Below are 13,461 nucleotides of genomic sequence, written 5' to 3'. Positions count from 1 at the left end.
ACCCACCCCCGGGCGTGTCGCACCCCACCAACCCCACCGCGCCTGCGACCCGCACCGGTCCACGACACGCACGACGATGCCCAACACGCACGCCAGTGCACCGCACACACGCACCGCTCTGCACCACGCGCACCGCTCTGCACCACACGCACCGGATGCCGCCGACCGCCCCGACCGCCACGCGCACCGCTGCGCACGCCACGCACCGTGCACCGCGCGCACCGCTGAGCACGCCACGCACCGCTCTGCACCACACGCACCGCTGAGCGCCCCGCGCATCGAGAGGCAGCGCCCGCACCGCGGCGCATGACGGGCATCCGCACCCCGCGCCGCTCCGCCCGGGTACGAGAAAGGCCCCGTCCGATGGACGGGGCCTTCCGCACTGTCTCAACACAGTGTGGACCCAGGGGGATTCGAACCCCCGACCTCTTCATTGCGAACGAAGCGCGCTACCAACTGCGCCATGGGCCCTTGCAACCCGAGATACGTTACCAGACCTCGCTTCGCCATCCGAATCGGCCGGTCACCCGGCGCGTCGGTATGCCTCGAGCCAGGCCCGCGCGATGAGCGCCGCGCCGGCGGGCGTCGGGTGGACGCCGTCCGCGGCGAGCGCCGCCGGCCCGACGGCCGCTGCCTCCGCCGAGAGGATGGCCTGCAGCGGGACGAATGCGGCACCCTCCTCCCCCGCGAGCCTCGCGACGACGTCGCGCTTGGCGTCGAGGTCGCCCCGCCACTCCTCCTGCTCCGCGCGCACGGGCAGCAGGAAGGGCTCGACGAGCACGAGCCGCGCGCTCCGCGCCGCATCCGACGACAGCAGTCGGCGGTACGTCGCCTCGAAGTCCTCCGCGGAGGTCGCATCTCCCCGGTCGAAACGCCGCCACGTGTCGTTGACGCCCACGTACACCGAGAGCACCGCGGGCTCGAGGGCGTCGACGTCGTCCGCCCACCGCGCCTCCAGGTCGACCGCCCTGTCGCCCGAGACCCCCCTGTTCACGACCTCCGCCTCTCCCGCGAGCGCGTCGGCGACGAGCGCTGCATACCCCGTGCCCAGCGAGCTCCGATCTGAACGGTCCCGTCCGGCGTCGGTGATCGAGTCGCCGGTGAGGACGATACGCGGCAACGGGGTCATGGTTCTCCTTCGAACGGGCGGGATGGCCCCACCCTAGATGCCGTTCCGCCTCGTCCGTGCGAGAACGGACATCCTCGGTCAGCCGGCCGCGCGACGCGCGAGCAGACGACGGACGTGGTCCTCGATCTCGGCGTCGTCGATGTATCCCATGCCCGCGAACGCGGAGGCAGCGGCGGCGGGACGCGCCGTCGTGATCGGCACCGGCGCGCGGCGCGCGGCCTCCTCGCGGATGGCCTCCTCGCGCGCTGCCTGACGCAGGGCCTCCTGCGCGGCCGCGCCGTCGAGCGCGACGGCTGCGCGGGAGCCCGCCACCGTCGTGAGCGGCGCGGGCAGGGTGCGCGGCTTCCATCCGCGGTCCTCGGGGTTCAGGAGCGCGGGCGCCTCGCGGCGCTCGCGCACCGGCGGGAGGACGACCCGCGCAGGCTCGGCCGCGCGGACGACGCGACGACGCGCACGCCGGGCGACCGTCGCCATCCGCTGCAGCGTGCGCACGCCCACGGCGAGCGCCGCGATGCCGCCGGCGAGCAGCCATCCGCTGCCGCCCGACATGAGCGCCCAGCTGCCGAAGCCCGTGAAGGCGAGCCCCGCGGCGACGACGAGCGTGGCGATGAGGCGGACCGCACGGCGAGCACGCGCCTGCCGCACGCGGACGACCTCCGGCGCGTTGCGAGCCGCCTCGATCTCCCGGCGACGGCGCTCCGCCTCCGCGACGAGCTCGCGTCGCCGGTTCTCGAGCGCCAGCTCCGTCTCCGCGCGTGTGCGGTCGACCTGCGCCTGCACCTCGAGGCGCTTGCGGTCGACCTCGAGCTTCTCGTACTCGGCCTGCAGGCGTGCGTCCTCGGCGCGCAGGCGCTTCACGAGCCGCTGCTGCGCCCGCGCCTCCCGGGCGCTGAGCTCGAGCCGGATCTCGTCGGGCGTCTCGCTCGTCTCCGCGAGCACGCGGAGGGCCTGGTTCAGGCGAACGGCGTTGCGCTCGGCGGCGTCGTACCGCATCCGGCTCTGCCAGGTCGGCAGCAGGTAGACGATCCAGAGGAGCACGGCGACGGCGACGATCACGCCGCCGCCCAGCATCTGCCCGCCCATGGGTTCCACGGTAGGGGAACGCGACGCGCACGCCCGGATGCCCGCGAGCGTGTCGCGCGCAGGGTCATCCCGCCTCGTACCTGGCCGACCATCCGCGATCCGATCGCGTGTACCGGACGCGCCGGCTCGCCGCGTCCGCGGCCCCCTCCCAGAATGCGAGCTCGGATGGCCGCAGCACGTATCCCGCCCACGTCGCCGGGGGCGTCGGGTCGTCCTGCGCGGACGCCGACCACCTGCGCTGCCGCTGCGCCCGGGGCAGCGCCGCGAACGCGTCGTCGTTGAGCCGCGCGAGACGCCGGAGGTACGGCACGCGGCGCGCGAACGCGACGGACTCCTCCGCGCGGCCGGTCCGCTCGGCGCTCCCCCGGACGACGACCTGCCGCGCCTCCGCCTCCCAGCGGACGACGAGCACCGCCTCGGGATGCGCGGCGAGCTGCAGGGCCTTCCTGCTGCGGATGTCGGTGTGGAACGTCGGACCCTCCGCGAGCAGCCCCGAGACGAGCACGGTGCGCGCGTCTGGCGCGCCGTGGGCGTCGACGGTGGCGAGCACGGCGAGCGGTCGCGCCGGGTCGTCGTCGGCAGGCAGCCAGTCGCGCAGCAGCGCGAGGGGATCGGCCGGAGCGGTGCCGTCCTGCACGGGGCGGCCGATGCCGGCCGGCGGCACGTTGCCGGGAGCGCCGCTCATGCCGTGTGCCGGAAGCGGGAGATCTCGCCGAGCGCCTCGGCGACGAACGCGGTCCCCTCCTCCACGAGTCGCGCCCCATACTCCGCCGTCGCCCCCGTCGCGTCGCCGATGACGCCGCTCGGGCCGAAGTCGTCGGACGTCCACCCGAAGCTGACGGGGAAGGCGTTGAACCCGATCGTGCGGAACCCGGCGATGTGGGAGGGGACGCTGCGCACGGCCGCCGCCATGTCGACGAGGTCGGGGCGAAGGGCGAGCATGACGCTCGTCTCCGAGTGCCCCGCGTGGATGCCCATCCCGAGTTCGTCCGGTCCCTCGCGTCCGTCGCCCGCGCGCTGGATGCCGGAGCCCATGCTGAACGTGCGCAGCCCGAAGCGGCGCCGGATCTCGCGGTTCACGACCTGCAGGAGCGCCGTGTTGCCGCCGTGGCCGTTGACGAACACGAGCGTCTTCGCCGGCGTCGCGGCGACCGACCGTCCGAGGTCGACGAGGGTGTCCCACAGGGTCGAAGCCTCCAGCCACAGGCTCCCGGGGGCCCAGTGGTGCTCGTCGCTCTTGCTCACCGCGAGGGGCGGCAGGAGCCACGCGTCGACCCCTGCCGCGACGGCGCGCTCGACCGCCGCCGACGCGATCGCCTCGGGGATGACGAGGTCGGTGCTCAGCGGCAGGTGCGGCCCGTGCTGCTCGATCGCGCCGACCGGCTGGACGATGATCGAGTCCTCCGAGAGCGCGGCCATGGCGCGCGGCTGGGGGAGGTCGGAGAGGAGTCTGGTCACGGGAGTCTGGGCCTTTCGTCGGCGGGGCGGATGGCGGGGGCCGGCAGGCCGATGGCGGTGCCGAGCCGCACGGAGCGCTCGTGCAGCGCGGCGGCGGCATCGCCCGCGAGCGGATGCAGCGACCGGCCGTCGGCCGCGACGCGCACGCCGCCCGAGTACACGGCGGCGACGTTCTGCTGGCCGCATGCGAGCACGTAGTGCGCCGTCGCATCCCACACCGGCCCCGTGTCGGGACGCGCGGGGTCGACGACGAGGAAGTCGGCGTGCTTGCCCACGTCGAGGCTGCCGACGCGCCCGGCGACGCCCATCGCCTCGGCGCCGCCGAGGGTGTGCAGCCGCAGGACGTCGCGGGCGCTCAGCACGGCGGCGTCCCGTGCGGCGGCGCGCTGCATGCCGAGACCCGTGCGCATGTTCTCGAACGGGTCGATGAGGTCGGTGCACGACTGGTCGTCGACGCCCATCCCCACGCTCATCCCTCGGGCGAGATAGGCGGGGATGTCGGCGATCCCCGACCCGAGGCGGCCGTTCGACATCGGCTGCCAGACCATGCCCGCTCCCGCATCGGCGAGCAGGTCGACGATCGCGTCGTCGGGATGGATGAAGTGCCCTGCGAGGAATCCGGGGCGCAGGGCGCCCGCGTCTCGATACCAGTCGAGCTTCGCGCGCTGCTGGTGGAGGGCCTCGGCCGTCTCGAGCAGGTGCGCCTGGTTGCCGATCCCGTGCCTGTCCATGGCCGAGACCTCGACCTCGGCCTGCACGGCGTGCTCCGCCCACTGCACGGCGCCGAAGACGGATGCCCCGAGCGACAGGTCGTCGGGCACCTCCGAGTCGAGGTACGCGACCGCGGCGTCGAACGCGGCGTCGCTCTCGGCCCGGTCGACGAGGATCGGATCGAGCCGCATCGCGTTCTGCATGCGAAGCCCGGCGTCGCGCGCCGCGGCGATCTGGCGGTGCGTGAACGCGCGGCCGCGGTGCGCGAGCAGCGTGCGGGAGTCGCTGCCGGGGTCGTATCTCGTCACGAACGGCGCCGACAGGAAGTTGTAGGCGCTCGTGACGCCCGCCCTCATCGCGTCGATCGCGCCGTGCAGCGTCGCCCAGTACACGTCGTCCTCGTCGGCGCCGGCCATGAAGTCGGTCTGCGCGGCGACCCACGGGTACAGCGTGCTGTCGGGCGTCATGCCGCGCATGCCCGCCGTGAAGAGGTGGCTGTGCGCCGAGACGAACCCTGGCGCGACGAGGCAGCCCGACACGTCGACGCGATCGCCGAGTACGACGGCCGGCTCGCCCTCGCCGAGGCCGGCGATGCGCCCGTCGGCGCCGACGGCCATCCAGCCGGCGAAGGGCTCGGCCGTGACCGGCAGGAGGAGCGCACCCGTCAGCGTGAAGGGGCGGATCATCGGATGGACCCCTTCACCGGCCCTGCGTAGTCGGCGTTGAGCTTGCCGGGGTTGAGCAGGCCGCCAGGGTCGGTGGTGCGGGCGAGCTCGACCGTGCGGGCGAGCTCGAAGTCGACGTTCCACTGGTGCGGATTGTGCACGCCGACGCCGATGGCCTCGAGCCGCGCGATGGCGGCCTCGACCTCCTCCGGGCCGCGGTAGGGGGCGGCGAGCATCCCGATCGGCACGGTGTGCCCCGCCTCGATGTGCAGGCGGCCGTCGCCGATCGTGCCCTGCACGAGCTCGATGTCGTCGGCGAGGACGTCGCCGCCCACCTCGAGGTGGTAGTAGTACCCGGGCCGGGTCTTCTGCAGCCACTCGATCGGGTGGTTGTAGCTCAGGGTCGACAGCCGTGCCGAGGCCTGCGGTCCCGTGCGCACCTCTTCGACGCGGCCGCCGGCGGCGACGATGAGCTCCGTCGCCGCCGCCACGGCGTCTGGCGCGAGGATGGCCCGCAGGCTCGCCCGCCCGACGGGGACGGCGGGGTCCTCCGGCAGCGCGGCGGAGATCTCCGGCGGGTCCGCCGACACGAGTCGCGGCGAGGGATCGAGGCGTCCGATCTCGCGGATGACGCTCAGAGCGCCGCCGAAGGACGGGAAGGACGCGTACAGTGCACGCCAGTCGACGAGGGGGTCGAGGCGCACGGTGGCGCGCACGATGATGCCGGCGGTGCCGTAGTTGTGCACGTAGCGCTGCGCCTCCTCGCCTTCCACGCGCCGGATGCCCGTCCCATCGGCGTGGACGACGTCGAGCGCGACGACGAAGCCCATGTGGTTGGCGCCGTGCGCGATGGTCCCCGTGCCGCCCGAGCCGCCGGCGAGGAAGCCCCCGATCGACGAGTTCATCGTCGAGGGGTACATCCACAGCTCCTGGCCCGTCGCCTGCGCCGCCTGCTCGAGGGCGAGCATCGTCGCGCCGGCCTCGGCCGTGATCCATCCGCCGCCCACCTCGACGATCCTGCGGGCCCGCGAGAGGTCGAGCACGAGTCCGCCCGCGTGCGGGATGGCCTGGCCGTAGTTGCCGGTGCCCTTGCCCCGGGGCGTCACGGGGACCCCGAGCTCGACGGCCGCGGCGATCGCGGCGGCCGCCTGATCGGCGTTGGAGGGGTACGCGACGAGCTGCGCGACGCCGAGCGGCAGCAGCTCGCTGAGCACGGGCGACATGCGCGCGCCGTCGACGGAGGCGCGTTCGAGCATGCGCGCGTCGGCGGAGACGCCGCGGGGTCCGAGCAGCGCGGAGAGGCGCTCGTGCAGGGCGGAGATGAGGGCCGGTTCGGCCATGGCGGGTCCTTTCGAGGGGGTGGTGCGGGGGCACGCGCCCCCGCACCGGCGTCGTCAGAGGCCGATCGAGGAGTCGAGGAACTCGTTCGTGTAGATGTCCTCCGCCTGCAGGTCGGGATCGACGTCGGCCGCGATCTCGCGGAAGAGCTCGACGCCGATGCCGAAGAAGTCCTCGACGCGCTCGGGGTCGAAGTCGCCGATGTACGCGTTGTCGCCGTTCGACACGATGCCGTCGGCGATGAGCGTCTCCACGGCGTAGTCGGCCACGCCCTGCGAGTAGGTCCACCCGTTGTCGTACACGTCGACGAGCTCGAGGACGAGGTCGATGGCCTCCTCCGGCGCGGAGAAGAAGTCGACCTCGGCCTGCTGCAGGACGGGCACGAGCTCCTCGAGGCAGGGGGAGAGCTCGTCGAGGCGGTCGGCGCGCACCGACAGCGCCGACCCGTAGATGTCCCATCCGGTCGACGCGATGAGCGCGTTCGCGACCGGCGCGTCCCACTCCGCGACCTCGTTCTCGTAGATGTACGGCTCGGCGGAGGCGAAGCCCTGCTGGGCCGAGACGCCGCCGTCGGCGACGAACGAGGCCGGCGTGCCGTCGTACCCGCCGTCGGTGATCTCCTCCGGGACGATCCCCGCGGCGATGAGGTACTCCATGTAGGCGGCACCGCCGAAGTAGCGCCACACGCCGCCGGACTCCTCGAGCGCGGCCACGAGGCTCGGGATGTCGTCGACGTCGGGGTACGTCGCGGGATCCCACATGACCATCTGCGGGTTGACGTCGAGCTGCGCCATGACGCCGACGACGGGCGTCGTCGCGGAGCTCGAGATGGCGGCGTCGGAGTGCACGTACCCGAGCGTGATCGCCTCGTCCTGGTACATGAGCGACTGCACCGTGCTGTAGCCGACGGCGGGTCCGCCCGAGCGCACCTCGAGGCTCACGCCGGTGTACTCCCCCGAGGCGTAGAGGGGGCCCGCCACCGACTTCGCGTCGGCGTCGATCGTGTAGTCGTCGCCGAACATCTCGTACAGGTGGCCGTGCTCGGCCTCGGGGTTCCAGTCGGTCTGGACGACGACCGTCGCGGGGCAGACGCCCGAGAGGTCGACGGAGCCGATCTCGAGGTCGGCGGCGGCATCGGCCGCCGGCTCCGCCCCGGGGGAGCAGGCGGCGAGCGCGAGCACCGAGACGCCGGCGAGGGAGGCCGCGGCGAGCGCGCGGCGGCGGATGGCTGTGGACATGTTCGCTCTTCTCTGGAGGGTGCGGGAGGGGGTCAGCCGGTGGCGTCGTCGTACCAGCGGCCGACGACGAGTCGGGAGAGGAGGCCGAAGCCGACGAAGATCGCGACGCCGAGGAGCGCGGCGACGACGACGGAGGCGTAGAGCTCGGGGGCGAGCAGACGCGAGGTGTACGTGCTCATGAGCGATCCGAGGCCCGGCGCGCCGCGTCGGAAGAAGTAGTCGCCGACGATCGCGCCGACGATCGAGAGGCCGGCCGACGTGCGCAGGCCGACGAACATGGCGGGCAGCGCCGCCGGCAGCTGCAGCTTCCAGAGCGTCGTCCACCGGCCGGCGCGCTGCAGCTGGAAGAGCTCGCGCTGCGAACGATCGGCCGACTGGAGGCCGAACAGCGTGTTCGACACGAGCGGGAAGAGCGAGATGAGCACGCAGACGATGACGCGCGCGGGCAGGCCGTACCCGAACCAGAACCCGATGAGGGGCACGAGCGCGAGGATCGGGATGCACTGGAGGATGACGGCGTACGGGTAGAGGGAGCGCTCCGCCCACTTCGCCTGCAGCATGACGACGGCCCATCCGACGCCGAGCACGATCGCGATCGAGAGCCCGATGAGCGCGACGAGCACGGTCTGTCCCAGCGCCTCCAGGATCTCGGGGAGCACGATCGGATCGAGCAGGCCCTCCGTGAAGATGCGATGCGGCGCGGGCAGCAGGAAGCTCTGGTCGCCGAGGAGGGCGCTGGCCGCCGTCCAGACCGCGAGGATGACGGCGAACACGGCGAGCGGCGGCCACACCGCTCCGAGACGCGACGGGGCCCTCCTCGTCCGCGGTGCCGCCGTCGTGGGCGGCGCGATGGTCGTCTGCGCGGTCATGCGTGGGCCTCCTTGAGCGCGTGCGAGACGCGCCCCACCAGGGCGCCGAACTCGGGGGTGTAGCGGATGTCGGGGTCGCGGGGCATGTCGAACGGCACGTCGACGACGTCGACGATGCGGCCGGGCCGCCCCGACATGACGACGACCCTGGTCGAGAGGTAGACCGCCTCCGCGACCGAGTGCGTGATGAAGAGCCCGCCGAATCCGCGCTCCGCGAACAGGCGCAGGAGCTCGTCGTTGAGGCGCTGCCTCGTGATCTCGTCGAGGGCGCCGAACGGCTCGTCGAAGAGGAACAGGTCGGGGTCGAGGGTGAGCGAGCGGGCGAGCGAGGTCCGCATCCTCATCCCGCCGGACAGCTGCCGCGGCAGCGACGACTCGAACCCCGTCAGGCCGACGAGCTCGATCGCCTCCCGGGCCGCGGCGCGTCGCTCCGCCGCCGGCAGCCCGTTCAGCTCCGCGAGCAGCTCGACGTTGCTCTGCACCGTGCGCCACGGCAGGAGCGTCGCGTCCTGGAAGACGAAGCCCACGCGCGAGGTGCGCGTCTCGCACTCCCCCGCCGTCTGGTGCTCGAGCCCCGCGGCGATGCGCAGCAGCGTCGACTTGCCGCATCCGGACGGCCCGACGACCGTGACGAACTCGCCGCGGCCGACGGTCAGGTCGACGTCCTCCAGGGCGGTCGTGCCGCTCGCGTACGTCATGCCGACGCCGCGGAAGTCGACGAGCGCCGTGCTCTCAAGAGTGCCGGTGGTCATGCGATCAGCTCCTTGCCGCGGGCCGTATCGACCCAGCGCGTCGTGGTCGTGCGGGCGACGACGCGCCCATGGGAGAGGACGATCCGATCGGCGGGCGCTGTCGCGATCGCCTCGGGCAGGGTCGCCGCGCGGACGGCGAGCAGCGAGGCCTCGGCGCCGCGCACGGGTGCCGCAGCAGGGCGTCCGAGGACGGCGCGCGCCCCCGCGCTCACGGCAAGCCATGCCTCGTCGATCGCGAGATGGCCCGCGACGACGAGCAGCATGGCGGTCTCGAAGGCGTCGGCGCGCCCGAGCGGATTGAAGGGATCGCGCACGTTGTCGCCGCCCGCGGCCGTGCGCACGCCCGCCTCGCGCAGGCGGTCGAGCGGGGCGATGCCGCGCGGCATGCCGACGGGGTCGTCCCAGCCCTGCAGCCACAGGTTCGTCATGGGGTTGGCGATGACGCCGATCCCCGCCTCGGCGACGGCCGCGGCCACGTCGTCGAACCGCTGCCTCGGCATCGTGGAGAGCCGCACGCAGTGGCCGGCCGAGCGCACGACGGTCCACTCGCGCGTGCGCGCCGCATAGGCGCCCAGGGTGGCTCCCCTGTGCAGGTCCTCGTCGACGTGGAGGTCGACCCCGACGCCGCGCTCCTCGGCGATGTCCAGCAGACGGTGGAGGTCGGCGAGCTCGTCGTCGGCGAGATGCGGAGCCCCGCCCACGAGGTCGGCGCCCGCGTCGAGCGCCGCGCGGACGCGGTCGTCCGAGGTGTCCGGGCCCGCGAGGGCGACGATCTCGATGTCGACGCGGCCGGCGAACCGGTCGCGCACCCGCGAGAGCGCCGCGACGGCGCGGACGGGGTCGCCCTCGGCCGGGACGTCGGCATGCGTGCGGATGGCCGTGGTGCCGTTCGCGAGGTACTCCTCGACGGCGCGCAGCGCGCGCTGCTCGATCTCGGCGCTGTCGATGACGGCGACGTACGCGCGCCATGCGGCGATCGCGGTGCGGAGATCGCCCGACGGCGGCCGGATGGCGTCCCACGACAGCGCCTTGTCGAGGTGTGCGTGCGGATCGGCCGCCGCCCCCAGGAGGAGGTGGCCGCGCAGGTCGAGCTCGTCGGCGCCGACGGGGTCGGGGGCCGCGGCGCGCACCGCGGCGACGTTCCCGTCGGCGAGGTCGACGTCGACGATCCGGCCGTCGGCGAGCGTCGCGCCGCGGAGCGCGGAGGGTGTCGTCGTGTCCATGCTCTCCACCTGTGCGAGAATCCGAATGTTGATGTGATCAACATCTAGGACGGTACGATTCGGACGTTTCACGGGTGTGACGGACCGGTTTCGATCAGGACGGAGCGGGATGGACAGCGACGAGGCCGAGCGGCTGGGGGCGAGCATCCGCGCGCGGAGGAAGCTCTTGGGCATGACGATCGTCCAGCTCGCCGAGAGCGCACGGCTGTCGCACCCCTTCGTGAGCCAGCTGGAGCGCGGGCTCGCGCGGCCGAGCTTCGACTCGCTCGGACGCATCGCGCATGCGCTCGGCTCGAGCCAGATCGAGCTGCTTTCCGGCACGCCGCTCGACGTCGAGGCGCCCGGCGTGCAGCTCACCGGGACCTCCCCGCAGGCCGGCACCTATGGACGCAACGAGGCCCGCATCCTCGTGCACGGCGACACGCCGTTCACCCCCATCGACGTGCGCGGCGCGCGCCCGGTCGAGGGCGATCACTACCGGCACGCGGAGGCGGAGTTCGCGACGGTGATCGTGGGCGAGGTCGACGTCGACCTCGGCCCCGAGGGCGTCATCACGCTCCGCGCCGACGAGTCGCTCTACATCCCGGGAGGGGTTCCGCACCGCTGGGGCAGCCACGACGGCGCGCCGTACCGCATGCTCGTCGTCAAGGAGCGCCTCGGCCGCGGTGTGCGCGCCCACGATGGGAGCGGGTCATGAGCTTCTTCAGCGACGTCGAGCGCGAGCTCGTGGTGCGCGGCCGGGCAGAGATCGCCGACGGCATCGTGGCGATCGACCTCGCGCCGTCGAACGGCCGCCCGCTGCCGCGGTGGACGCCGGGGAGCCACATCGATCTCGTCCTCGGCCCGGGGCTCGAACGTCCGTACTCGCTGTGCTCGGATCCGTCGGACACGACGACGTGGCGCGTCGCCGTGCTGCGCGACGACGCCGGCCGCGGCGGATCCCTCGCCGCGCACGCACTCGCCGAAGGCGAGGTCGTGCGCGCCAGGGGACCCCGCTCGACCTTCTCCTTCCCGGAGGACGCCCGCGGGCGCGTCGTCTTCGTCGCCGGCGGGATCGGCATCACCCCCATCCTCCCGATGGTCCGCTCCGCCGCAGCCGCCGGCGTGGACTGGTCGCTCGACTACGCGGTGCGCACGCGCACGGCGCTGCCGTTCGCCGACGAGCTCCGCAGGCACGGCGACCGCGTGCGTCTGCACGTCTCCGACGAGGGCGGGCGACTCGACGTCGCCGCCGTCGTCGCGGACGCCGGCGCATCCCCCGTCTGGGCGTGCGGCCCCGCACGTCTGCTCGACGCGCTCGCCTCCGCCGCGGGCCCCGCCACGCGGCTCCACGTCGAGCCGTTCGTCGCGGGCGAGCTCGCCGAGCCCGTGCGGGCCGAGCCGTTCGAGGTCGAGCTGCTCTCCACGGGAGAGGTGCTGGAGGTCCCGCCGGACCGTTCCATCCTCGAGGTGTTGGAGGGACACGGCGTCCTCGCGGTGTCGTCGTGCCGCGAGGGGACGTGCGGTACGTGCGAGACGGTCGTCGTGGAGGGCGAGGTCGACCATCGCGACCGGGTGCTCACGCCTCACGAGCGCGAGACGAGCCCCGTCATGATGGTGTGCGTCTCCCGGGCGGCGTGCGACCGCCTCGTGCTCGACGTCTGACGGCGTCTCAGCGCCCATCCGACGCCGGCTCAGCGCCCGACGCGCGCCGCCAGGGCGGAGACGATCTCGCGCTCCTCCGCGCGCACGAGGCGCCCGTCCCGCACGACGATCTCGCCTGCGACGACCACATGGCGCGGACGCCGCCCCGGAGCCGCCCACAGCAGCCCCGCGACGGGGTCGGCGACGCCCGCGTCGGCGACCCCGGAGACGTCCCAGACGCACAGGTCCGCCGCAGCGCCCGCCGCCATGCGCCCGAGCTCCGGCCGGCCGAGGCCGTCGGCGCTTCCCGCCGTCGCCGCGGAGAGCACCTCCCTCGCCGTGAGCGGGGGGCCGACGAGCGCCGACACCTGCAGCGCGAGGCGCGCGTCGGCGAGGAGGTGGCCGGCGTCGTTGCTCCCTCCCCCGCTCGTCCCGAGCCCGACGCGGAGCCCGGCGGCGCGCATGCGCGCGACCGGCGCGATGCCCCACCCCATCGGGACGTCGCATCCCGGCGCGTGCGTCGCGGTGGCACCCCGTTCGGCAAGCAGCCCGATCTCGTCGCCCGTGACGTCGCACAGGTGCGCGATCGTGACATCCGGCGCCAGCCATCCCCACTCGTCGAGGAGGTCGAGCGGGCGGCGCCCGTAGCGTTCCCGCGCGATGACGGTGTCGACCTGCTCGTTCGCCTGCGTGCGGCGACGCAGGCCGAAGCGCGCCGCGACCTCGCCGAGCGCCTCGAAGGTCTCCCGGCCGTCGCTGTGCACGCCGGCGGGACCGACGGCGACCTGGACGCGGCCGTCGTCGGACACGCCGCGGGGCGCCAGCGCCTCCGCGATCGCGGACGCGCTGCGCGCCGCGGCGTCGGGACGGTCGCCCGCCGACCCCCGCACGAACGCGATGCGCCCGCCCAGCTCGCGTGCCGCCGTCGCCGCGCCCTGCGCGATGGCGACGCCGTCGTCGGCGTCGGCGTCGGGCCATGTGAGGTGGTGGTCGGCGACCGTCGTCACGCCGCTCAACAGGGCCTCGGCCATCCCCGCGCGCGCCGCGGCGTACGCGAGCGCGCCGTCGATCCCTGCGTCGCGATACGCGGCCGCCATTGTGGGGAGCCAGTCGCGCATGGCGACGCCGCGCGTGCCGGGCAGGGTGCGGAACGCCGTCTGCAGCAGGTGGTGGTGGGCGTTCACGAGGCCCGGCGTGACGACGCACCCGGTGACGTCGAGCTCCTCCGCCCCGTCGGCCGAGGCGGAGGCGATCGCGCTCCCGACGACGTGCACGTCTCCCGGCCCCTCCTCGTCCTCCGACCAGACCGACAGGGCGTTGCGCAGGGTGAGGCTCACACCCCACAGCTACCAGGCGCGTGTTGCGGGCGGAT

General features: G+C 73.9%; 13 protein-coding genes and 1 tRNA gene. 2 read left to right on the top strand and 12 right to left on the bottom strand.

The window, feature by feature from the left end:
* Positions 1-398: 398 nt before the first annotated feature.
* From ABD998_RS15015 to ABD998_RS14965, 11 genes are all read right to left on the bottom strand, one after another.
* Positions 399-471 (bottom strand) — tRNA-Ala (locus ABD998_RS15015).
* 52 nt (positions 472-523) lie between these two features.
* On the bottom strand, positions 524-1,129 hold the full coding sequence (locus tag ABD998_RS15010) for an SGNH/GDSL hydrolase family protein (RefSeq protein ID WP_345440839.1): 606 nt from the start codon (positions 1,127-1,129) through the stop codon (positions 524-526).
* A gap of 78 nt (positions 1,130-1,207) precedes the next feature.
* Positions 1,208-2,212, bottom strand: coding sequence for a large exoprotein (locus ABD998_RS15005; protein WP_345440837.1), 1,005 nt, complete (start codon positions 2,210-2,212; stop codon positions 1,208-1,210).
* Between the two features lie 64 nt (positions 2,213-2,276).
* Positions 2,277-2,897: a pyridoxamine 5'-phosphate oxidase family protein gene (locus ABD998_RS15000; RefSeq protein ID WP_345440834.1), complete on the bottom strand. Its 621-nt coding sequence runs from the start codon at positions 2,895-2,897 to the stop codon at positions 2,277-2,279.
* A complete protein-coding gene (locus ABD998_RS14995) occupies positions 2,894-3,670 on the bottom strand; it encodes a creatininase family protein (protein ID WP_345440831.1) in 777 nt (258 codons plus the stop codon). Before ABD998_RS14995 ends, ABD998_RS15000 begins: the two co-directional genes overlap by 4 nt.
* Complete coding sequence (locus ABD998_RS14990; RefSeq protein WP_345440828.1) at positions 3,667-5,067, bottom strand: amidohydrolase family protein; 1,401 nt, start codon at positions 5,065-5,067, stop codon at positions 3,667-3,669. Before ABD998_RS14990 ends, ABD998_RS14995 begins: the two co-directional genes overlap by 4 nt.
* Positions 5,064-6,386 (bottom strand): FAD-binding oxidoreductase, encoded by a 1,323-nt coding sequence (locus tag ABD998_RS14985; protein ID WP_345440825.1) that lies wholly within the window; start codon positions 6,384-6,386, stop codon positions 5,064-5,066. Before ABD998_RS14985 ends, ABD998_RS14990 begins: the two co-directional genes overlap by 4 nt.
* Before the next feature lie 54 nt (positions 6,387-6,440).
* A complete protein-coding gene (locus ABD998_RS14980) occupies positions 6,441-7,622 on the bottom strand; it encodes an ABC transporter substrate-binding protein (protein ID WP_345440822.1) in 1,182 nt (393 codons plus the stop codon).
* A 32-nt stretch (positions 7,623-7,654) separates the two neighbouring features.
* On the bottom strand, positions 7,655-8,491 hold the full coding sequence (locus ABD998_RS14975; protein WP_345440819.1) for an ABC transporter permease: 837 nt from the start codon (positions 8,489-8,491) through the stop codon (positions 7,655-7,657).
* Positions 8,488-9,243, bottom strand: coding sequence for an ABC transporter ATP-binding protein (locus ABD998_RS14970; RefSeq protein ID WP_345440816.1), 756 nt, complete (start codon positions 9,241-9,243; stop codon positions 8,488-8,490). Before ABD998_RS14970 ends, ABD998_RS14975 begins: the two co-directional genes overlap by 4 nt.
* Entirely contained in the window at positions 9,240-10,466 is a 1,227-nt protein-coding gene (locus tag ABD998_RS14965) for an amidohydrolase family protein (RefSeq protein ID WP_345440813.1), read from the bottom strand. The genes ABD998_RS14970 and ABD998_RS14965 overlap by 4 nt, the downstream gene beginning before the upstream one ends.
* A gap of 109 nt (positions 10,467-10,575) precedes the next feature.
* Here ABD998_RS14965 and ABD998_RS14960 point away from each other — a divergent pair, with 109 nt between their 5' ends.
* Both ABD998_RS14960 and ABD998_RS14955 read left to right on the top strand, forming a co-directional pair.
* Positions 10,576-11,163, top strand: a complete 588-nt coding sequence (locus tag ABD998_RS14960) for a helix-turn-helix domain-containing protein (protein WP_345440810.1) — start codon at positions 10,576-10,578, stop codon at positions 11,161-11,163.
* Entirely contained in the window at positions 11,160-12,110 is a 951-nt protein-coding gene (locus ABD998_RS14955; protein ID WP_345440808.1) for a PDR/VanB family oxidoreductase, read from the top strand. The genes ABD998_RS14960 and ABD998_RS14955 overlap by 4 nt, the downstream gene beginning before the upstream one ends.
* Before the next feature lie 29 nt (positions 12,111-12,139).
* On the opposite strand, the gene ABD998_RS14950 is transcribed toward ABD998_RS14955, so the two are convergent.
* Positions 12,140-13,426 carry an amidohydrolase family protein gene (locus tag ABD998_RS14950; protein ID WP_345440805.1) on the bottom strand — a complete coding sequence of 429 codons (1,287 nt, stop codon included), beginning with the start codon at positions 13,424-13,426 and terminating at the stop codon, positions 12,140-12,142.
* Positions 13,427-13,461: the final 35 nt, after the last annotated feature.

The organism is Microbacterium gilvum, assembly GCF_039543865.1.
In the GTDB taxonomy this organism is placed as follows: domain Bacteria; phylum Actinomycetota; class Actinomycetes; order Actinomycetales; family Microbacteriaceae; genus Microbacterium; species Microbacterium gilvum.
Note: the sequence above shows the minus strand (reverse complement) of the source record. Positions and strands in the feature narration are given on the sequence as shown.

Coding starts and splice junctions, on each gene's coding strand:
- ABD998_RS15010 (WP_345440839.1), bottom strand. CDS start 1,129: ATGACCCCGTTGCCGCGTATCGTCCTCACCGGCGACTCGATCACCGAC.
- ABD998_RS15005 (WP_345440837.1), bottom strand. CDS start 2,212: ATGGGCGGGCAGATGCTGGGCGGCGGCGTGATCGTCGCCGTCGCCGTG.
- ABD998_RS15000 (WP_345440834.1), bottom strand. CDS start 2,897: ATGAGCGGCGCTCCCGGCAACGTGCCGCCGGCCGGCATCGGCCGCCCC.
- ABD998_RS14990 (WP_345440828.1), bottom strand. CDS start 5,067: ATGATCCGCCCCTTCACGCTGACGGGTGCGCTCCTCCTGCCGGTCACG.
- ABD998_RS14985 (WP_345440825.1), bottom strand. CDS start 6,386: ATGGCCGAACCGGCCCTCATCTCCGCCCTGCACGAGCGCCTCTCCGCG.
- ABD998_RS14980 (WP_345440822.1), bottom strand. CDS start 7,622: ATGTCCACAGCCATCCGCCGCCGCGCGCTCGCCGCGGCCTCCCTCGCC.
- ABD998_RS14975 (WP_345440819.1), bottom strand. CDS start 8,491: ATGACCGCGCAGACGACCATCGCGCCGCCCACGACGGCGGCACCGCGG.
- ABD998_RS14970 (WP_345440816.1), bottom strand. CDS start 9,243: ATGACCACCGGCACTCTTGAGAGCACGGCGCTCGTCGACTTCCGCGGC.
- ABD998_RS14965 (WP_345440813.1), bottom strand. CDS start 10,466: ATGGACACGACGACACCCTCCGCGCTCCGCGGCGCGACGCTCGCCGAC.
- ABD998_RS14960 (WP_345440810.1), top strand. CDS start 10,576: ATGGACAGCGACGAGGCCGAGCGGCTGGGGGCGAGCATCCGCGCGCGG.
- ABD998_RS14955 (WP_345440808.1), top strand. CDS start 11,160: ATGAGCTTCTTCAGCGACGTCGAGCGCGAGCTCGTGGTGCGCGGCCGG.